At 64.2% G+C, this 19,955-nt stretch carries 23 protein-coding genes; 11 read left to right on the top strand and 12 right to left on the bottom strand.

Annotated features, from left to right (window positions below; genetic code table 11):
- Nucleotides 1-58: 58 nt before the first annotated feature.
- The 9 genes from JEY66_RS03945 to JEY66_RS03905 all read right to left on the bottom strand — a co-directional run bounded on the left by JEY66_RS03945 (nt 59) and on the right by JEY66_RS03905 (nt 8,124).
- On the bottom strand, nt 59-709 hold the full coding sequence (locus tag JEY66_RS03945) for a hypothetical protein (RefSeq protein ID WP_016847057.1): 651 nt from the start codon (nt 707-709) through the stop codon (nt 59-61).
- A gap of 114 nt (nt 710-823) precedes the next feature.
- A complete protein-coding gene (locus JEY66_RS03940; protein WP_026191927.1) occupies nt 824-1,411 on the bottom strand; it encodes a GNAT family N-acetyltransferase in 588 nt (195 codons plus the stop codon).
- 60 nt (nt 1,412-1,471) lie between these two features.
- Nucleotides 1,472-2,761 carry a M16 family metallopeptidase gene (locus JEY66_RS03935; protein WP_016847059.1) on the bottom strand — a complete coding sequence of 430 codons (1,290 nt, stop codon included), beginning with the start codon at nt 2,759-2,761 and terminating at the stop codon, nt 1,472-1,474.
- A complete protein-coding gene (gene thrC, locus JEY66_RS03930; protein ID WP_026191928.1) occupies nt 2,761-4,176 on the bottom strand; it encodes a threonine synthase in 1,416 nt (471 codons plus the stop codon). The genes JEY66_RS03935 and thrC overlap by 1 nt, the downstream gene beginning before the upstream one ends.
- Before the next feature lie 730 nt (nt 4,177-4,906).
- Nucleotides 4,907-5,152, bottom strand: a complete 246-nt coding sequence (locus JEY66_RS03925; RefSeq protein WP_157183404.1) for a hypothetical protein — start codon at nt 5,150-5,152, stop codon at nt 4,907-4,909.
- Nucleotides 5,153-5,631: 479 nt separating this feature from the next.
- On the bottom strand, nt 5,632-6,186 hold the full coding sequence (locus tag JEY66_RS03920) for a hypothetical protein (protein ID WP_050994284.1): 555 nt from the start codon (nt 6,184-6,186) through the stop codon (nt 5,632-5,634).
- Between the two features lie 130 nt (nt 6,187-6,316).
- Nucleotides 6,317-7,387 (bottom strand): nickel/cobalt efflux transporter, encoded by a 1,071-nt coding sequence (locus tag JEY66_RS03915; protein ID WP_026191929.1) that lies wholly within the window; start codon nt 7,385-7,387, stop codon nt 6,317-6,319.
- Between the two features lie 5 nt (nt 7,388-7,392).
- Nucleotides 7,393-7,671, bottom strand: a complete 279-nt coding sequence (locus JEY66_RS03910; RefSeq protein ID WP_016847064.1) for a metal/formaldehyde-sensitive transcriptional repressor — start codon at nt 7,669-7,671, stop codon at nt 7,393-7,395.
- A gap of 96 nt (nt 7,672-7,767) precedes the next feature.
- Complete coding sequence (locus JEY66_RS03905) at nt 7,768-8,124, bottom strand: hypothetical protein (protein WP_240536796.1); 357 nt, start codon at nt 8,122-8,124, stop codon at nt 7,768-7,770.
- 384 nt (nt 8,125-8,508) lie between these two features.
- Between JEY66_RS03905 and JEY66_RS03900 the strand changes: the two genes are divergently transcribed.
- The 8 genes from JEY66_RS03900 to JEY66_RS03865 all read left to right on the top strand — a co-directional run bounded on the left by JEY66_RS03900 (nt 8,509) and on the right by JEY66_RS03865 (nt 14,890).
- Nucleotides 8,509-9,327, top strand: coding sequence for a chromate resistance protein ChrB domain-containing protein (locus JEY66_RS03900; RefSeq protein WP_016847066.1), 819 nt, complete (start codon nt 8,509-8,511; stop codon nt 9,325-9,327).
- A complete protein-coding gene (chrA, locus tag JEY66_RS03895) occupies nt 9,324-10,715 on the top strand; it encodes a chromate efflux transporter (protein ID WP_018269054.1) in 1,392 nt (463 codons plus the stop codon). Before JEY66_RS03900 ends, chrA begins: the two co-directional genes overlap by 4 nt.
- Before the next feature lie 60 nt (nt 10,716-10,775).
- A complete protein-coding gene (locus JEY66_RS03890) occupies nt 10,776-11,009 on the top strand; it encodes a hypothetical protein (RefSeq protein ID WP_026191930.1) in 234 nt (77 codons plus the stop codon).
- A 72-nt stretch (nt 11,010-11,081) separates the two neighbouring features.
- Nucleotides 11,082-11,387, top strand: a complete 306-nt coding sequence (locus tag JEY66_RS03885; protein WP_016847068.1) for a hypothetical protein — start codon at nt 11,082-11,084, stop codon at nt 11,385-11,387.
- A gap of 44 nt (nt 11,388-11,431) precedes the next feature.
- Entirely contained in the window at nt 11,432-12,376 is a 945-nt protein-coding gene (locus tag JEY66_RS03880; protein WP_016847069.1) for a DUF1259 domain-containing protein, read from the top strand.
- Nucleotides 12,377-12,399: 23 nt separating this feature from the next.
- The gene (locus JEY66_RS03875) at nt 12,400-12,579 is read left to right on the top strand and encodes a hypothetical protein (protein ID WP_016847070.1); all 180 of its coding nucleotides are present in this window, start codon (nt 12,400-12,402) and stop codon (nt 12,577-12,579) included.
- A 57-nt stretch (nt 12,580-12,636) separates the two neighbouring features.
- Nucleotides 12,637-14,052, top strand: a complete 1,416-nt coding sequence (locus JEY66_RS03870) for an arsenate reductase/protein-tyrosine-phosphatase family protein (protein ID WP_244620902.1) — start codon at nt 12,637-12,639, stop codon at nt 14,050-14,052.
- Between the two features lie 82 nt (nt 14,053-14,134).
- Complete coding sequence (locus tag JEY66_RS03865) at nt 14,135-14,890, top strand: hypothetical protein (protein ID WP_016847072.1); 756 nt, start codon at nt 14,135-14,137, stop codon at nt 14,888-14,890.
- Nucleotides 14,891-15,290: 400 nt separating this feature from the next.
- On the opposite strand, the gene JEY66_RS03860 is transcribed toward JEY66_RS03865, so the two are convergent.
- Together JEY66_RS03860 and JEY66_RS45025 are read right to left on the bottom strand one after the other, a co-directional pair.
- The gene (locus JEY66_RS03860) at nt 15,291-15,980 is read right to left on the bottom strand and encodes a glutathione S-transferase family protein (RefSeq protein WP_016847074.1); all 690 of its coding nucleotides are present in this window, start codon (nt 15,978-15,980) and stop codon (nt 15,291-15,293) included.
- Between the two features lie 24 nt (nt 15,981-16,004).
- Nucleotides 16,005-16,130, bottom strand: a complete 126-nt coding sequence (locus JEY66_RS45025; protein WP_256438804.1) for a DUF1127 domain-containing protein — start codon at nt 16,128-16,130, stop codon at nt 16,005-16,007.
- A gap of 242 nt (nt 16,131-16,372) precedes the next feature.
- Between JEY66_RS45025 and JEY66_RS03855 the strand changes: the two genes are divergently transcribed.
- From JEY66_RS03855 to JEY66_RS03845, 3 genes are all read left to right on the top strand, one after another.
- A complete protein-coding gene (locus JEY66_RS03855; protein ID WP_016847076.1) occupies nt 16,373-17,302 on the top strand; it encodes a transcriptional regulator GcvA in 930 nt (309 codons plus the stop codon).
- A 90-nt stretch (nt 17,303-17,392) separates the two neighbouring features.
- Entirely contained in the window at nt 17,393-18,367 is a 975-nt protein-coding gene (locus JEY66_RS03850; protein ID WP_026191931.1) for a magnesium transporter CorA family protein, read from the top strand.
- A 121-nt stretch (nt 18,368-18,488) separates the two neighbouring features.
- Nucleotides 18,489-19,205 carry a dihydrofolate reductase family protein gene (locus JEY66_RS03845; RefSeq protein ID WP_026191932.1) on the top strand — a complete coding sequence of 239 codons (717 nt, stop codon included), beginning with the start codon at nt 18,489-18,491 and terminating at the stop codon, nt 19,203-19,205.
- A 6-nt stretch (nt 19,206-19,211) separates the two neighbouring features.
- Here JEY66_RS03845 and JEY66_RS03840 read toward each other — a convergent pair whose 3' ends face one another.
- Complete coding sequence (locus JEY66_RS03840) at nt 19,212-19,928, bottom strand: TetR/AcrR family transcriptional regulator (protein ID WP_018269056.1); 717 nt, start codon at nt 19,926-19,928, stop codon at nt 19,212-19,214.
- Nucleotides 19,929-19,955: the final 27 nt, after the last annotated feature.

Here is a 19,955-nt window from a genome sequence, read left to right as displayed (position 1 = left end):
TCCGTTTGACGCGTTTTCTTCACGCGAACCGGTATCCGCTTCGCTCGAAAACGCGCTGTTACTTCTTCTTGTGCGGCGCGCGGGCCTTGGGCTCCGGCTTCAGGGCCTGCGGGTCGAAGCCGATATAGAAGATGTAATTGTCGTTGTCGGCCGGCGACGGCGCTGGATAGACGACGTCCTCGGCAACCAGGCTGAACGGCACGCTGCCGCTCTCGTCCATCTGCACCGTGGTGGTGTAGGCCTTTGTCATGATCGTCTTCTCGCCGACGCCGCCCTGCACCACGGCGACGCGAAGCGGCACCTGGATACTCGGCGGCGCGCCCTGGGGACCGACAATGATCCGCCCCTGAATACCGATCTTGGCCGTGATCTGGCCGCTATTCAGATTGCATTGCCGCGCCGTGCGCGTGATCGAGGCCAGGAACTTGACGTCGTTGCCGACCGCTTCCTTGCCGTTCGCGGCCACGGAATAGGTCGAGGCCCCGGAGCGGATCTGCACCGGCGGGCAGGTCAGCTCGGCGTCGGCATCGTTGAGCTGCTGCGGCGCTGCGGGCGCGGCAGGCTTGTCCTGGTCGGACGAGCCGCCGCCGAACAGGCTCTTGAAGCGGTCGCTCAGCGACTGCGCGGAAGCTGCCGACGGCAGCAGGGTGGCACCGAGACCGATCGATACCGCCGCCGCGAGCGCGAACCTGATCACCCTGTCACCCATCAATTTCCTCAAATCTCCAAGCCCGGTTCCCCGTTTCGCGGGCGTTATAGCAAGGCAATGGCGGCGAACCCAAGGCATGGAATCGGTATCGCCATCAGCCAATAGGCTTATGATTCAGCCGCGGAAATCCTCGTGCAGCAGGCCGAACAGCAGGTGGTCCTGCCAGATCCCGTTGATGCAGAGATAGCGCCGCGCCAGGCCCTCGCGGGTGAAGCCGCACTTCTCCAGCACGCGGATCGACGAGGCATTGGAGGGAATGCAGGCGGCCTCGATGCGGTGCAGATTGAGCTCGCCGAACAGCGAGGGCAGCAAGACCCGCAGCGCCGTCGTCATGTAGCCGCGATGGGCGTGCGGCAGCCCGACCCAATAGCCGATCGTGCCGGCCTGCACGATGCCGCGGCGGACATTGGCGAGCGTGATGCCGCCGATCATCACCCCGTCCGATTCGCGGAAGATGATGAACGGATAGGACCGGTCGGCGGCGATATCCTCGGTGTAGCGGCGCAACCTCCGGCGGAAGCCCGCGCGGGTCAGGTCGTCGGAGGGCCAGATCGGCTCCCATGGCGTGAGATAGGCGCGGCTGAATTCGCGCAATTGCGCCCATTGCGGGAAATCCGACATCTGCGGCGCGCGCAGCAACAGCCCGTGACCGCGCGGCATCAGTGCAGCGGGTCCATTGGACGGCAAACGAAACAGGGCCATGGCCCAACACTCCCCCGCCCATTCGGGCGTGACACCCTGCCCCCGAGCCTCGCGGCCCCCTTAGTGCAGCAGCGTCTTTGCCTTCGACTTCGTCAATCCTTCCGCAAAAGCCACCGCCGTGTCCAGACCCCTGCCGCTGCCGAGCGCGACAACGGCGGGCCGGCTGCGCGCCAGCAGGGCACGGGCGGCGTTGCGGCTCGATTCGACGCTGACCGCGTCGATCCGCGCCACCAGCTCTTCCACCGTCTGCGGCCGGCCATAGGCTAGCACATGGCGTGCCAATTGTTCGGCCCGGGATGAACAGCTTTCCAGCGCCATCAACAGGCCGGCCTTCATCTGCGCCTTGGCGCGGGCGACCTCGGCCTCGGTCAGGGTTTCGACCGCGTCGCTGATGACGTCGACGATGACTTCCATCATTTCCGGCGCATCCGCCGGATCGGTCCCGGTATAGAGGCCGAAGAAGCCGGTGTCGGTGTAGGGTGCGTGGAAGGTGTAGATCGAGTAGCACAGCCCGCGCTTTTCGCGCACCTCCTGGAACAGCCGCGACGACATCCCGCCGCCGAGCGTGTTGGTGAAGACCTGCAGCGAGAACAGCGACGGGTCGGTCTGCGGCACGCCTTCGAGCGCCAGCGTCAGATGCGCCTGCTCGAGGTCGCGATGCACCACCCGCGAGCCGCCCTTGCCGAACATCGCGGCCTGCGGCTTCGGCGGCGGCGTGGCCTCGAAGCTTGCGAATTTCTGCACGACGTCCTCGACGATGCGCGCGTGATCGACCGCGCCGGCGGCCGCGACCACCATGTCGGGGGCGCGGTAATGCGTCGAGAGATAGCCGCGCAGCATGTCGCGATCGAAGGCCTTCAGCGTCTTGGCGGTGCCGAGCAGCGAGCGGCCCATCGGCTGCTCCGGATAGCAGAGCTCGTTGAGATGCTCGAACACGACGTCGTCGGGCGTATCCTGCGCCGCGCCGATCTCCTGCACGATGACGCTCTTCTCGCGCTCCAGCTCGTCCGGCACGAAGGAGGGGTTGGCGAGGATGTCCGAGAGCACGTCGAGCGCCAGCGGCACGTCCGCCTTCATCACCCGCGCATAATAGGCCGTGGTCTCGGTCGAGGTCCCGGCATTGAGGTCGCCGCCGACCGCCTCGATCTCCTCGACGATCTCGCGCGAGGAGCGCCGCGCCGTGCCCTTGAACGCCATGTGTTCGAGCAGATGCGAGATGCCGTGCTCGTTCGGCTTCTCGTCGCGCCCGCCGACGCCGGCCCAGACCCCGAGCGCCGCGGTTTCCAGATGCGGCATGGTGTCGGTGACGATCGTCAGGCCGCTCGGCAGCTTGGTGATTTCAACGCCCATCAGGCAACTCCCTGCTTGGCAGCACGGCTGACCGACAGCACGAAGCGCTCGACCTCGGCAGAATCATTCTTCATGACCGTGATGTGTTCGGATTTGCTCATCAGGCCTCCGAGCCAGACCGGCAGCTGCGGACGCACCCCGCAGGCGGCTTCCACCGCGTCGGGGAATTTGGCCGCGTGCGCGGTCGACAGCACGATGTTGGGAATCCTGGAATCGGAGGTGTCGCGGTCGGCGACCGCGAGCGCCACCGCGGTGTGGGGATCGACCAGATCGCCGGCCTCGCGCCACGCGGCGCGGATCGCCGCCGCCGTCTCGGTCTCGTCGGCGCGGCCGGCGTCGAAATCACGGCGCACGGCGGCCAGCGTCGCATCCGGCAGCACGAAGCGGCCGGACTGCTTCAGCGAGGCCATCAGGCGGCGGACCTGATCGGCGTCGCGGCCGCTCGCCTCGAACAGCAGCCGCTCGAAGTTCGACGACACCTGGATGTCCATCGACGGCGACGTCGTGGCGTGCACCTCGCGCACCTCGTAAATGCCGGTCTTCAGCGTGCGCGCCAGGATGTCGTTGACGTTGGCGGCGATGCGCAGGTTCCGGATCGGCAGCCCCATCCGCTTGGCGACGTAGCCCGCGAAGATGTCGCCGAAATTGCCGGTCGGCACCGTGAAGTCGACGGTGCGCTGCGGCGAGCCGAGCGCGACCGCCGAGGTGAAATAGTAGACCACCTGCGCGACGATGCGCGCCCAGTTGATCGAGTTGACGCCCGACAGCGCCACCGTGTCGCGGAAGCGATGGTTGTTGAACATCGCCTTCACCAGCGCCTGGCAATCGTCGAACGTGCCTTCGATCGCCAGCGCGTGGACGTTGGCGGCGCCGGTCGTGGTCATCATGCGGCGCTGCACCTCGGAGATGCGCCCGTTCGGGAACAGCACCACGAGGTCGACATTGTCGAGATTGGCAAAAGCCTCGACCGCGGCGCCGCCGGTATCGCCCGAGGTCGCGACGACGATGGTGGTGCGCTGCGCGCGCTTGGCCAGCACGTGATCCATCAGCCGCGAGATCAGCTGCATCGCGACGTCCTTGAACGCCAGGGTCGGCCCGTGGAACAGCTCGAGCAGGAACTGGTTCGGCCCGGCCTGATCGAGCGGCACCACCGCGGGATGGCGGAAGGTGGCATAGGCCTCGTTGGCCATGCGGCCGAGTTCGGCATCGGAAATCTCGCCGGCGACAAACGGCCGGATGATCTCGACCGCGACCTCCCAATAGGGACGGCCGAAGAAGGTGGCGATGGTCTCGGGCGACAGCTGCGGCCAGGTCTCGGGCACGTAAAGCCCGCCGTCACGGGCAAGCCCGGTCAGCATCACATCGCAGAAGCCAAGCACCGGGGCTTCACCCCTGGTCGAAATATACCGCGTCAAACCGCCCTCCAAAGGCTTCGATCCGAGCCTTAAGCCTTTGATATCGTGGAATTATCGAGTTCGCCTCGTGCGACCCGAACGGTTCACCATAGAAGATCGGACTGGCAATGGGTAGCCCGAAGCACGCGCTTCGGCGTCGCGGGGAGTGGTGAATGGCGCTGCGTGCGAATGACCACCGCCGTCGTCCCGGCGAAAGCCGGACCCATACGCCGCAGCGGACGTTGTGAGCGGGACTCGTCGTATCAGCATCGCACAATGATCGGCATTTAGGGTAATGGGTCCTGGCTTTCGCCAGGACGACGTTGAGTGTGTGGCGCGGTCCGTGAGTCACACATCCGCATTCTCGCGACATGTTTTGTCCGAGCTTTGCTCTTCGTTTCGCCCTCTCTTGGACAGAGGGCGCAGGGAAAGCCGGGTGCCGATCGCACCCATGGGCCCGTGCAAAGGATAGAAAGCACGGGGGTAGGACCACAGGTGTAACCGGAAACAACCCGGCTTTCCCTGCGCGATGGGTTACGGCTTACTTCGTGCTCTCAGTACTTCTTCCCTTCACTCCGGCTTCGCTTGTTCTTTTGTGCTACATCAAATGGTGATCCTGCCGATCGGGCTAGAGTTAAGTTGCATCCGAAATAGCCTGACTATTGAATGGGGCTCAAGCCCTAACACTCCGAGCCCCGATTCTTCCGAGGAGGCTCGCATGCCCATAAGCAGCCAAACAAATGATTTGCGTTCAGCCGTGCACTACGCGCTGGAAACGACGCGCGCCGTAGCAGTATGTCCTTTCCACCTTGATGTACTCGTGCGCGTCGGTGATGACGCCGCTGAAAACCACGCCTTTGCGCGCGCCAGAAAGCTTATCAAGTGCGACGGCACGACTTGGGAGGGAGAAGCGCTCCGAAAGGAGTTCGAGCGCCAACTCGGCAAAGCTGCTGATCGGTATTGTCCTCGCTGCGCTCTCTTCGGTGATCCGTATCATGGCTCGTCCGAGCACCGGCGAAACTGACGGCCTCATGCCATCGCGGTAACGCCATCCAAGTAGGTAGCCTTGGCTGTGAATGGCCCGGCTGATCTCCATTGAGAGCAAAAAACCCGGCAGCCAACGAAGGCCGCCGGGTGAACGTCAGTATGTCTCGGGGATGAAATGTGCCTCCCTTCTGCCCGGTTTTTGCCGGGCTGGCTATCCGGGCGACTACGTCCGGGAAACATACGTAGATCGTTGGTCCGAGCATGCTTGAAGTCTGGTCGCTGCGGCGTGTCATCTTACAATCCGGTACGCCTTCGCAGGCTTCTTGCGTGGCCCTGCGGTCGGCTTCTGGTGTAAGTCCACTGCCGGTCGTGGTTGTTGAAAATTCGGTAGGCAGCTAGAGTGCTGGTGGCGGGCTACGCCGGAACCCCCTCTTGATCAAAGACTAGATGGTTTTTGATCCTCCATCGATACGGCTGCCCTCTGACGCTTCATCGATCGCCAGCGCGGCCATCATTTGCGGGATCCATTCGTCCTCCATCAACCTTCGCAATGCCTGGAATTGCGGGGCATCGGGGCCGTGCATGATGCGCGGTCCGGGCTGGGCTTCCGGGGAATCCGGGCCTTGCCGTGGCGTATCGATGGGTGTCGGCGCCCCAGCCCAGATGACGCGTCCGGTACAGCACGTCCTTGACGCCCATCTTGAGGATGACGTCGGGATGTGCGCTGACCCACGGTCCCTTCGCCGCGACGTCGCGCAGCAGCGGATCGAGGGCCGCGCGCGTCTTGCCCTGATGGATCGGATCGACCCAGACGAGAACGCCGTCCATCGTCAGCAATTGGTCGCGGACCGTATCGACGAATGTCTCGTCATAGACGACGGGAACGGCTTCGATGCCGGTGGCAGCGAGCGCTTCGAAGACGCGGACGAAACGGCTGTTTTGCGCCGTCGCCTCCCGGCGCGACGTGGCGTCGCCACGCGACAGGATAGCGATTTTGCAACGACGATTTTCGGAACGAAGAAGTGTGTGTGGTTCGGTGTCCATGTGAAAGCTCCACGACGGTGAATGTCGCGCAGAGCTTGGACCGAGGTCTCACGGGGAGTCTGCCTTGTCCCCTTGAGGCAAATCTAGACCACCGCACGCAGGTTTCAAGATGGAAGTGGGGTGAAGCGGATCACGCCGTGATCCCATGCAACCCGAGCCAGCCCGTGTAGAGGCCGACGAGCACGATCAGCGCGGCCGACACGTAGGGAGCACGATGGGCAAAGCGGCTGAAGCCGGCCCAATGGCGCTCGACATGACGCAGGCTCAGCGCGGCCGCAACACCGGCGGAGACCATGGTGATCGCAAGCCCGATGCCGAAGCAAAGCACCAGCACGAAGCCGAGGCTGAACTGCTTGAGCTGGAGGCAGAGCAGCAGCACAGTGATCGCCGCCGGACACGGAATCAGCCCGCCGGTCAGGCCGAACAGGATGATCTGCCACGTCGTGACGGTGCGTCCGGCAAAGCGCTTGCGGATGTCGGCGGCGTGCGCGCGCGCATGCGCGTCGTCCTCGTCGCCGAGATCCATATGCGCATGATCATGCTCCTCGAACAGGACTTCCGCCATGTCCGCCCGCACCGAGACGCGCGCCTTGAACGCATGCGGCTCCGGAATTTCGTCGATGCTTTCCAGATAGCCGCCGTGGCCGGCGAAACGAAAGCGTTGCTCGCTGCCGTCGGGACGGATCGTCACGACGGCAACGTCGCCGGCCGCGGGCAGCACACCGGCCTCGCTGCGCAACCGCCAGCGCGGCGGCACGCCGTCCTCGAAGACCTCGAGCGAAAGCGATTGTCCGGCCAGGACCAGCCGGCGCGTTTCGTCGTGATGATGGTGATGATCGTGATCGTGTTCGGCAGTCTGCTCGCGCCAGGTGCGCCAGGCCATCCAGGCCGCGATCGCGATGATGATCACCGCCGACACCAGTTGCAGCCAGGCTTCGCTGCGTTCTCCGGACCATTGCTGGCCGAAGTGAAGCCCGGCGAGCGCGACCAGCCAGACGATGGCGGTGTGCGAGATCGTCGCCGACAGGCCGAGCAGCACCGCCTGCACCACGGTGCCGCGGATCGCGATGATGAAGGCCGCCATCATCGTCTTGGAGTGGCCGGGCTCGAGCCCGTGCAACGCACCGAGCAGGATCGCGCTGGGTACGAACAGCCATGCATGCGCGCTGCCCTGCTGGAGCAGCTGAGACAGATCGGTCATGGCATTCACTTCAAGTAGGTACGAACGACGTCGATCAGGTCCGCGGCGCCCTGCGCCTTCTCGGGATCCTTTTCCCGGGCAGGATCCACGACGTGGTGGCGGATGTGATCCTCGAGCAATTCCGCGGTGAGCCCGTTGATGGCGCCGCGAACCGAGGCCACCAGCATCAACACGTCGGCACAACCAATCTCGGACTCCAGCGCGCGCTCGACGGCCTCCAGCTGGCCCTTGATGCGGCGAACCCGGCCGACGAGCTTGGACTTGTGCTTGATGGTATGCGACATGATTGTAATATAGGGGGGTACCCTATATTAGTCAAGCGCGCCGTCGTCCAGCCGGGCGCGCATCAGAGATGGCGGGCGGGATGTCAGCGGCGGGTGTCAGCCCATGCTTCCAGGCATGAAGCAACGCGCCTTCGGATGACCGTCTATGTAGTAGGGCCACACGATGGGCCGGCCGGACAGGTTTGGCCCGGGCACGACGGCCTCGTTCGGAACATCAACCCACTCGCCATCGATGCGCACCCGATAGTGGCCGTTCCTGGTTTCCCAGTCGACGTCGTCGATGTGCTGCGCATCCGTGCCATCGCAGCAGGGGCCCTTGCTGCTATGCAAGCCCTCGTACCAACCGTTCAAATCGGGGTGCTGATGATCGTGGGCGAGAGCGCCGCCGGTTGTTGTGATGAGCAGCATAGCGACAAGAGCAACAGGCGTCGCATGCCAATAATGACTGTCCATCAATCGGCATTGCTCCAATGAGTGCAGGCGGGAGTGCGACATGTTCGCGGTGTCGGCATCTACCTGAGCTGGTCCCTGCCACCGCGCAACTCGGCAGCGAATTGTATGTTCCTATTCGCAACTCGCCGGAGATGGAGATGTGACCCATCGGCTCGAGCCGGCTTCGGTTGGCGATTGAAGGGGCAGCCTGCCGCTCCTGCAGCGGACGTTCGTTCCAAGCTGCGCGATGAAGTTTTCGTGACTGTCGATCGGCGATTGCTGCGGGATTTGGCAAAGCCCGGTTGACAGCCCGGGGATCAGGGCTTTTGATACGGCTCCGGGGATGTGCGATCTCCCCGCGAGGCGACACGCCCAAGAATCGCGTCCTGTCACCAAGGGCGCACCATGTCGTCATACACATCGATCTCATCCGAAAAATTGTCCCGTCTCATCGGCACGGCCAAGGCGCCGACGCTCGTCGACGTTCGCCTCGATGAAGATTTCGCCGCCGATCCGCGCCTGATTCCGGGCGCGGTCCGCTACTCCCATCTCGACGTCCAGGACTGGGCTTCCCGCCTCACCGGCCAGTCCGTGGTCGTGGTCTGCCAGAAGGGGCAGAAGCTTGCCGAAGGCACCGCCGCCTGGCTCCGCTGCAGCAACATCACGGCCGAGATTCTCGAGGGCGGCCACCTCGGCTGGCGGGAAGCGGAGCTACCGACCGTTCCCGCCGACAAGATTCCGAAACGCGACGGACGGGGCCGCACCGTCTGGGTGACGCGATCGCGGCCGAAGATCGATCGCATCGCCTGTCCATGGCTGATCCGCCGCTTCGTCGATCCCGCGGCGGTGTTCCTGTTCGTCACATCGGCAGAGGTCGAGGGGGTCGCCGAACGGTTCGACGCCACGCCGTTCGACATCGAGAACGTGTTCTGGAGCCATCGCGGCGAACTCTGCACCTTCGACGTGATGGTCAAGGAATTCGGCCTCGCGACGCCGGCGCTGGAGCGGCTCGCGACGATGGTGCGAGCGGCCGATACCGCGCGGCTCGAGCTTTCGCCGGAGGCGCCCGGGCTGCTCGCCGCCTCGCTCGGGCTGTCGCGCATGTTCGACGACGACCTCGAGCAGTTGAGCGCCGGGCTGCTGCTCTACGACGCGTTCTACCGATGGTGCCGCGACGCGACCAAGGAGACGCACAACTGGCCGACCAGCAAGGTGAAGCCATGACCGACGTCGCAACGACAGCGAAGGCGCGCGGGCATGAGCCCGCGCACGGCATCTCCTTCAACGAGGCGCTGCTGGTCTGGATGCGCGTCGCCATCCTGAGCTTTGGCGGACCGGCCGGCCAGATCGCGGTGATGCATCGCATCCTGGTCGAGGAGAAGAACTGGATCTCGGAGGGGCGTTTCCTGCACGCCCTCAACTACTGCATGCTGCTGCCGGGGCCGGAGGCGCAGCAGCTGGCGACCTATATCGGCTGGCTACTGCACCGCACGCTCGGCGGCATCGTGGCGGGCGGGCTGTTCATCCTGCCCGGCATCTTCGCCATCATGGGCCTCAGCTATATCTATGCGACATATGGCAATGTCGGGTTTGTCGAGGCGCTGTTCTTCGGCCTGAAGGCCGCGGTGCTGGCCATCGTGATCCAGGCCGTGGTGCGGGTCGGCAAGCGCGCGCTGCGCAACCGGGTGATGATCGCGCTCGCGGCGATCGCCTTCGTCGCCATCTTCTTCTTCGCCGTGCCGTTTCCGGTGATCATCGGAGCCGCCGCGGTCACAGGTCTGATCGGCGCACGCCTCGGCCGGAGCGAATTTGCGGCGATCGAGCATGGCGGCAAGAATTCCGCCGTGATCGACGGCATGCTCGGTGAAGCGGTGCCGGATCATGTCCGTCCCAACGCATCGCGCACCTTGCGGGTCGGCGCGATCTGGCTCGCGCTCTGGCTGGTGCCGGTGTTCGCCCTGCTCGTTGCGCTCGGGCCCGGCGACGTGTTCACGCAGATCGCGATCTTCTTCAGCAAGATGGCGATGGTGACGTTCGGCGGCGCCTACGCCGTGCTCGCCTATGTCGCGCAACAGGCCGCGGACTACTATCACTGGGTCAGCCCGCGCGAGATGCTGGACGGGCTCGGCATGGCCGAGACCACGCCCGGCCCGCTGATCATGGTGGTGCAGTTCGTGGGCTTCATGGCCGCGTTCCGCGAGGCAAGCGGGCTGTCGCCGATGCTTGCCGCCACGCTCGGCGGGTTGCTCGCGACCTGGGTGACGTTCACGCCGTGCTTCCTGTGGATCTTCGTCGGAGCGCCCTACATCGAGGCGCTGCGCGGCAACAAGGCGTTGGCGGGCGCGCTCTCGGCGATCACCGCCGCCGTGGTCGGCGTGATCCTCAACCTATCGATCTGGTTCGCGCTGCATACGCTGTTCCGGCAAACCTTCGCGGTGCACGGGTTTGGCCTGTCGTTCGACGCGCCGGTACCCGGCAGCGTCGACTGGCCGGCACTGGCGCTGTCCATCGCCGCCGCGATCGCGATCTTCCGCTTCAATGCGGGGATGCTCGGTGTCCTTGCCGCGTCCTGCATCACGGGCGTGCTGCTGCGCCTCGCCGGCGTCATCTGAGCGGAACGGCACGCATCGCAAGAACCTGGGGCAGCACACAACACAACCAGGAGAACAACCATGCATAAACGAAGACTCTCCCACTTGATTCTCGCACTGACGATCGCAGGTGCGGCCGTGCCGGCCCATGCCCTGACGCAGGACGAGCTGGTCGCGAAACTTCGCGCCGCCGGCTACGCCGAGATCAGCGAGGTCAAGTCGACGGCCGAGGGCACGACGGCGAAGGCGATGAAGAACGGCAAGCCGGTGCGGCTCGTGATCGACAGCAGCGGCCAGGTCAAGGAGCGTGACTGAGCTTGCGCGCGCGAAAGTCGTCGACCAATCGATGGAGTGACAATCATGATGAGAGCTATTGTGGCCCTGTGCATGGCCGTGCTGGGGCCGGGCGCAACCCTGGCAGTACCGGCCGCCCTCGACGAGCAGCAGGACGCGGCCGTCACATTGCAGGCGGCGATGGTCCATCCGCAGGCGAGCGAGACGCTGCGCGGCGTCGTCGATCGCGTCGATGAACGCAACGACGCGCTGTTGATACGGCTGTCTCCGGACCGGATCGAATCGTTCAAGGTTCAGGACGGCCTGATCTTCAATGCCGTCCGCTTCGGCGATCCCGTCGAAATCGCGGTGCAGAGCATCGCCGGATTCCGGACCATCGTCGGGCTCTCGAAGCAATAGAGCTACGATCCGAAGCATCGAAAGAGGTTCAAGGGAGCAATCCAATGCGACACACGATTTCGGCGCTGATCGGCATCGGTGCCTGTCTCTTCGCCACAGGCGGGAGCGCGCAAAAGATCGACTGGCAGGTGTTTGCCGAGCCGTTCGTCTCGTCGGCGCATGCGCAGGCGATCGACTGGCAGAAGGTCGACGACACGCTGGGCAGAAAACCCGCCGTTACCGGCGACGTGCATCGCTACGGCTTTCCGCGGAGCGACCTTGCGGTGACGCTCGACGGCGTCACCATCAAGCCGGCGCTGGCGCTCGGCGGCTGGGTCGCCTTCAAGCCAATGCACGACGGCGTCATGGCGATGGGCGACCTGGTGCTGCTCGAATCCGAGATCAACCCTGTGATGCTGAAGATGATCAGCAACGGTATGCAGATCACGGCCGTGCACAACCATTTGCTTGGCGCGAGCCCGGCCACCTTCTACATGCACGTCGCCGGCCACGGCGACCCGGTCAAGATCGCCGCCGCGATCCGGGATGGGCTCGCGGAAAGCAAGACACCGCTCACGGCCGCGGCGCCGGCCGCGCCGCCGCCGGCCATCGATCTCGATACCGCGCAGCTCGACCAGATCATCGGCGTCAAGGGCCAGGCCAATGGCGGCGTCTATCAGTTCAACGTGCCCCGCCGCGATCCGATCACTGAAGAGGGCATGGCATTGAGCCCGGTCGGTCCGTTGGGCGTCGCCATCGGCATCAACTTCCAACCGACCGGCGGCGGCAAGGCGGCGATCACCGGCGATTTCGTGCTGACCAATGACGAGGTCAACCCCGTCATCATGGCGCTGCGGACGCACGGCATCGACGTCACCGCGCTGCACAGCCACATGCTGGATGAACAGCCGCGCCTGTTCTTCATGCATTTCTGGGCCAATGACGACGCCGTCAAGCTCGCCAAGGGCCTGCGTGCCGCGCTGGACAAGACGGCCACGACAAAAAGCTGACTTTGGTCTTGGAGGGATCAACGATGCGAAGCCTCACGGTCATGTCCATGGTTGTCGTCGGAGTTCTTGTGGGCATGGACGCTGCGATCGGCCAGACCAGCTGCCAGGTCTGCGCCGATCAGCAAAAGGCGTGCATGAAGAACTATGCCGGGCCAACCTGCAAGTCTGAGTATCAGATGTGCAAGAAAGCCTGCAAGAAATGACAGGGGCGCTCTTGCAACCGGCGTGGGTGCTAGCCGGGCTGAAGTGAGATGCTGACGATGCGAACGCTGCTCAGGAGTGCCGAGGCGACGCTGCGCATTGCCGCCATATTGCTTGCGATCGCGCTGACATCGGCTCGGCCGGCGCCGGCGGACGATGGCAAGATCGTTGTCTTTGTTTGCCTGCACGGCGTGGTGAACAGCCAGATGGCGGCGGCCTATTTCAACAAGGCTGCCCAGGAGCGCGGATTGCGATTCAGGGCGGTCTCACGCGGCATCGACCTTTATCGGTCGGTTCCGGTCAGGGTCCAGGATGGCCTTGCACTCGATGGTCTGGAGGCAGCCAACACACCGCAACAGCTGACCATCGACGACATGGCCGCGGCAGACCAGGGGGTCGCGTTCGATCAGATCCCCGAGCGGCACGGACGGGCCGACGTGACCTACTGGTCCGGCATTCCCTTGGGTATCGATGATTATGAGTCGGCCCGGGATCAGATAGCCCGGCGCATCGACGCCCTCATTCCGACGCTGGCAGCGGCAACTGAACCGGCAGGAGACAAAACGCCCCTTCAGCTCGAAACGAAGATCCTGCTCGGCGATGTCCGCGGTCGGATTGATCACCTGGCGGTCGACCTGAAGCGGCAGCGACTGTTCGTGGCCGAGCTCGGCAATGACAGCGTCGGCGTCGTCGATCTGGCTGCGCGCAGTCTGCTTCGAACCATTACCGGATTGAACGAACCCCAAGGCGTCGGCTATGAGCCGTCGACCGACAGCCTCTACGTCGCCAACGCCCGCGACGGATCGGTACAACTGTACGAAGCCAATCAGTACAAGGCGACCGGGCGAATCGAACTCGGCAGCGACGCCGACAATATCCGGGTCGATGCGGCGGCCAAGCGCGTCATCGTCGGCTATGGCGATGGTGGCCTGGCAGTCGTCGACCCATCCACCCGGACGAAGGTCCGGAGCATACTCCTTAAGGCACATCCGGAAAGCTTCCAGCTTCAGCCCGATAGTGGGCGCATCTTTGTCAATCTGCCTGACGCGCGAGCCGTCGCGGTGGTGGACGTTGCTTCCGGGAAACAACTCACCAGCTGGCCGTTGGACAAGGGCGGTAATTTCGCGATGGCCATCGATCACGAACGAAGTCGCGTTCTCCTGGTGTATCGCAGCCCAGCCGAGCTTGCGGCCTTTTCGACCGACGGCAAGGCGATTGCAGCCATCGGCACTTGCGGCGATGCCGACGACCTCTTTGTAGATGCAAAGCGCGGACGCATTTATGTGAGCTGCGGCGGTGGATACGTCGATGTATTTGAGATTGATGGAGCGGCCTATCGACTGACCGCGCGGCTGCCGACGGCGACGGGCGCACGAACATCGCTCTTTGTGCCGGAGATGGACCGTCTGTTTGTTGCGGTTCGCGCGGGGCCTGCCGGACCGGCGGCAATCTGGGTGTTCAAGCCAATGCCTTGAGATCGACTTTGTGGGGAGACGGCGCATGTGGAAACGCAGCCGGAGCTTTTGCAGCTGTTCGAGATGCCTTGCGCCTCGCTTCATGATCGCTCTTGGACTGATCGCCTGGTCTGCCCCCGCCTCGGCCTATCGCCCCTTCGATGGCACCGATGCCGCCGTTGCCAAGAAGGGGGAAATGGAGGTCGAGCTCCAGCCGGCCGGACGTTTACGTGATGAGAGCGGAACAAGCCTGATCGCGCCGGCCTGGGTTCTCAACTACGGTCTGAGCGAGAGTTGGGAAGCCGTCTTCGAAGGCCAGGGACAAACGTCGCTCTCTCCGCCCGGGCCGACCAGCCTGACTGCAGCCGGAGCGTTTCTCAAGCACGTGGTCGTACCCGGTAGCCTGCAGGACAAGACCGGCCCGAGCATTGCGACCGAATTTGGCGTCCTTCTTCCTGACAGCACGGGCAATTCGGGCGCTGGCGTCAGCCTGGCCGGCATCGTCTCGCGGCGCTGGGATTGGGGCACCATTCACCTGAATGCCGAGACCGCTATCACCCGCGACCATCATGGCGACGTGTTCGTGGGTGCTATCGTCGAAGGACCGACGAGCTGGACGGTGCGCCCTGTCGCCGAAATCTTCTACGAGAACGAGTTTGGCAAAGAGGAGACTTTCTCGGGGTTGGTCGGGCTGATCTATCGTGTGCGCGACGACCTCAGCTTCGACATCGCGGTCCGGCACGCGCTCACAGGAGGCCATCCGGTAAACGAGATACGTGCGGGATTGACCTTCGGCTTTCCGCTTTCCTTCTTCGAAGGTCACGCCACGCACCAAGCGTCGCCAATTGCGCCTCGATAGCTACTGGCGGTCCCGGTTCTCTGGATGGGCTCGCCAGTCTCGACCGACAGTCTGACGGCTGTCGTCAGGTGTTGGCTGGCCGGCGTGGTCCTTCTCGCCGCCTTGAGCCTTCCAGTCACGCCCGATCTTGACGTCCTCGGCGCGACTGCGATCCTGCTCGCGGGATTGCTCCGACTGCTGAGGCGGCTGGGCCTGTTGGACAGGCGTAGACTGTGCTTTTGCATCGCTTCCGGCGAATGCGAAGGTCATTGCGACCGCGGAGATGAACGCAACCGATATAGAATTCTTCATGGTGTTGTCCCTTCCTCTTGCTCTGCACTAACGCTCCGTCATCGCCTTTGTTCGGAAACAAACGGGTTTCTGGCCCGGAACCGGGCGCTCTGCACGCGAACCGTGACGGTCAATATTTCGGCCGGTGCGAAGTAGCCCACTCGCGCGCGTGTTCGATCGGCACCCGCTGCACGGCGGCGCGAACTTTTTGCGTTGCGGACAGATTGTCCATGCGTTCCCGCCAGCGGCAGAATGCCGGGAATTTCGGATACATCGATTGCCCTTCGGCGGTGAGGCTGAAGGCGAACGTGCTCGGCAGCAGATAGAAATCCGCAATCGAGAGCTCGTCCCCGAGCAAGAAATCCTTGCCGTGCGCAAGCTGGCGCTCGGCCACCGCAAGCCCGGTCTCGACCTTGGGCAGCGCATGTGCCACGACCTTCTCGTCGGAGGCGATGCCGAGCTCCGGGAAAACCAGCCGCTCATGCGTCACGTGATAAATCATGTAGGGGTAGTAATAGTTGTTGACGGCGCTGATCCACTGGTTCATGCGCGCCCGCGCCTTGATGTCTTTCGGCGTCAGCGACACGCCGCCGAAGGCTTCGTCGACATAGGCGGCAATCGCACTCGTCTCGTAGACGGTGAGATCGCCGTGTTTCAGAATTGGGACACGGTTGAACGGGTGCAGCGCCAGGTGATCGGGCTTTCCCATGACCCGTTCAAGGTCGTGGAATTGGTAAGCTACGTCCTTGTGCGTGAGGATCAAGCGGACGATGTTGACAAAAGTGCTGCGTAGGAAACCGTAGACGATCGGATCGGACATCCGTTTCTCCTTTCTGATTTGGTCTCAGCGCCAGAACGGCTTGGAGGCCTCGCGCAGCGCCTCTTCGCGCGTCAGGCCGAGATCGCGAAGCAGGTGCGGGTCGTCGGCAATCGCGCGTAGCGCCATGCGCTGAAACGGCCGGTCAAGCAAGCTCCACCATCCGGGGCGCGGAGCGCCTGGCGACGTTCCTGAGCTGGATTGATGATGTGGAGCGGCCGGGTCGGCGGCGGGCACCGGCGGGATCGACCATGTATCGGTTAATAGGACGGACATGAGGGGGCTCCAAATTGCTTGAAAATGCTGCACTGGAGCTGTTCAATAATGGCGCAGGGCGGTTTCCCGCAAAGCATCGTTTCTCGTGCCTGCCCTAATTTTTCTCATGAAGTATTGCGATGCGCCCACGCCTGCCGCAACTGAACGCCCTGAAATCCTTCGAGGCCGCCGCGCGGCACGAGAGTTTTACGCGCGCCGCTGAAGAGCTTTGCGTTACGCAGGGCGCGGTGAGCCACCAGGTCAAGGCGTTGGAGGCGGAGCTCGCAATAAAGCTCTTCAACCGCGAACGTCAGCGACTGATCATCACAGAAGCCGGACGCGATTATCTGGCGGTCGTGCGCGACGCGCTCGATCGCATCGCGATCGGCACCGAGCGGCTGTTGCAGCGGCAGAATACCGGTGTGCTCACGGTTTCGACCTCGCCGGATTTTGCCGCGAAATGGCTGGTGCACCGACTTGGCCATTTTGCCGAGGCGCATAGCGGCATCGACCTGCGCGTCTCCGCCACGTTGCATCACGTTGACTTCGCGCGCGAGGAAGTGGATCTCGCGGTGCGCCATGGCGACGGCAACTGGCCGGGGCTTGACGCGGTGCGGCTGAGCCCGGAGCGGCTATTTGCCGTGTGCAGCCCAAAGCTATTGTCCGGCAAGCGACGCCTGAGCAACCCCGCTGACATCCTGAAATTTCCTCTGATCCATATGGACAGTCGCGCCGACTGGAAGAACTGGCTTCAGGAAGCGGGACTTGACGATGCTGCCGCCACCCATGGCCCGGTCCTCAATCGCGCCAGCATGGTGATTGATGCCGCCATCAATGGGCAAGGCATTGCGCTGGCGCGCACCACGCTGGCGGCATGGGACCTCATCAACGGCCATCTGGCGCGCCCGTTTCCGCAGTCGCTGCCGTTGTCGAAGACCTACTGGATCCTCTGCCCGAAGGCGACCGCAAACCTGCCGAAGATCGTGACGTTTCGCGATTGGTTGCTCTCGGAGGCCGCAAGCGACCTGCGCCGGCTGAGAAAGCTCGGCGGAACGTCTCGACTGAAGTGAGTGCCGGCAGGCTTCCAAATGCATGGAACGGCTTTGCTGTCCTCGCGATTGTCGTGGGACGCACGACCCACCATGCATGGAGCCCGATCATTGCTGAAGCTGTACAGGTCGGCGACCTCCGATTGGCGAAGCATCGGCGCGGAATTGCCGTCCGAGATCATCTGGATCGATCTGCTCGATCCCACCGAGGACGAAAAGCAGTTCGTCGAGCGCGTGCTCGACATCCGCGTCCCGTCCGAGCGATCGTTGAGCGAGATCGAGGCGTCGAGCCGCCTGATCACCGACCATGACCGGCTCTATCTGAGCTCGCCGGCGGTGCGGCTCGACGACAACGACGAAGCCGAGATCACCAATATCGGCTTCGTGATCGGTCCCAGGGTGCTGGTCACCGTGCGGTTTGCGCAGCTGACCACGTTCGACGACGTCATGAAGCGGATCGGCACCGACAAGAGCCTGCAGAACGGCATGTGCGTCTTCACCGCGCTGCTCGAGGCCATGATCGATCGCGGCGCCGACGTGCTGGAGCATCTCGGCGCCAAGACCGACAGGCTGTCGCGCGGTGTCTTCAAGGGCGGCCTGGTGCGGAGCAAGCGTCCGGTGCGCTCCAGCCGCAGGCTGCGCGAGGCGCTGGAGAGCATCGGCGAACTCGCCGATCGGCTGGCGAAGGCACGCGACGTGCTGCTCGGCGTCGGCCGGGTCGCGAGCTTCGCCGACGACGTCGGCAATGAATGGATCACTTCGGCATCGAAGCGCCGGCTCGAGGCCGTCACCAAGGACGTCGCCTCGCTCGGCGACTACGAGACCCGGCTGTCGGACAAGATCCAGCTGTTGCTGGACGCCGTGCTCGGCTTCATCAACATCCAGCAGAACGACCTGTTCAAGATCCTGACCATCGTGTCGGTGGTCGGCGTTCCCCCGACCATCCTGGTCGGGGTCTGGGGGATGAACTTCAAGGCGATGCCGGAGCTGAGCTGGACGTTTGGGTATCCCTTGGCCTGGGCCGCGATCATCGCCAGCGGCATCCTGCCGGTGCTCTGGTTCAAGCGGCACGGCTGGTTCGATTAGACAAGCGAAGTTGAAACGCCGCGGCTTTATCGGCGTTGAGAACCTGGCTGCGCGCCTATAAATCTGAAGCTGCCCCACCCGCCCCTGCGGCGCGGTCATCCCCCATCGAAGAGTTCAGCCTATGCGCCCCCACATCATCTGCCACATGGGCACGTCGATCGACGGCCGGCTGCATCCCAGCCGCTTCACCAAGGCCGCCGCCGGGATCCCGGCCGACGTGCTGCGCTCGCACTACGAACGGATCCATGACGGCTTCGATGCCGATGGATGGATCATCGGCCGCGTCACCATGAACGAGATGGCCAAGGGAACGGAGCGGCATATCGCCAACCCACCGAAGCTGCCGCGCGAGGCGCATCGCGGCAACCGTAACGGCCGCAAGCTTGCGATCGGCATCGATCCGTCGGGCCGCGTGCATTTCGGCAAGGACAATGTCGGCGGCGATCATGCCGTCGCGGTGCTGGGCAAACAGGTGTCCGACTCGCATCTCGCCGAACTGCGCGAGGACGGTGCGTCCTATCTGTTTGCCGGCGCGAAGGGCGACGATCTGCCGGGCGCGATGGCGCAGCTCGCGTCGCTGTTCGGCGCCAGGACGCTGCTGCTCGAAGGCGGCGGCGGGATCAACGGCGCCTTTCTCAAGCACGGGCTGATCGACGAGTTCAGCACATTGATCTTTCCGGCGGTCGACGGCGTCGCGGGATCGCAAAGCATCGTCGACTATCACGGCCCGGACGGCGACCGCCCCGGCGCCGGCCAGTCGCTCCGGCTCACCCATTGCGAGACGCTGGAAGGCGGCATGGTCTGGCTGCGTCACACCGTGGAGCGCGCGCCGGATTGAGCGCGCTTATGGCTTGGGATTCTCCACCCAGCCGGTCCGGCATGCAGCGACGAAAAACGCGACGCCGCGCGCGACATGGGCGTCGATCTCGGGATCAAGCGCCTTCAGATCCACCTCGAACAAGGCCCGCAGCAGCATCGGCACGGCGATGATGTCGAGAAACATCCGCGCCGTGGTCGGCAGCTGCTCGGGCGCGAAGGCCGGCAGCTTGCCGAGCTCGTCGGATTGCGTCAGGTCGCGCAGCAGGTGAATGCCGAGCTCGGTGCTGAGCGCGCGCGCCCTGCGGTTGACGTTGGCGGCGAGATCCGGGAAGCGGTGCGCCTCGGCGATGGCGAGCCGCATCAGGCCGATCCGGTCGGCATCGAAGCCCCAATGCAGCAAGGTCGAGGCAACGCTGGTGAGGCGCTCCTCGATGGTCGCGCCGACCGGCGGATCGGCCTTGAACTCGGCGATGCGTGAGAGGATGTCCCGCGTCACCACTTCGGTGAACAGCGCCCGCTTGTCGCGGAAGCGCGCGTAGATGGTGCGCTTGCCGGAGCGCGCGACTTCCGCGATCTCGTCGATGCTCGCGCCCTCGAACCCGCGCTGCAGGAACAGCTTGCGCGCGGCATCGAGAATGCGCGCATCGACCTCGCCGGCAAGCTCCTTCGGCGGCCGCCCGGCGCGCACCTCGACCGGCCTGGCTTTGGCTGCCCGCGGCTTCTTCAGGGTACTGGTGGTCATCGCATCGACCCAGGTTCGATGGGCCGG

This window comes from Bradyrhizobium elkanii USDA 76, assembly GCF_023278185.1.
In the GTDB taxonomy this organism is placed as follows: Bacteria; Pseudomonadota; Alphaproteobacteria; order Rhizobiales; family Xanthobacteraceae; genus Bradyrhizobium; species Bradyrhizobium elkanii.
This window is presented reverse-complemented; position numbering and strand designations above follow the sequence as displayed.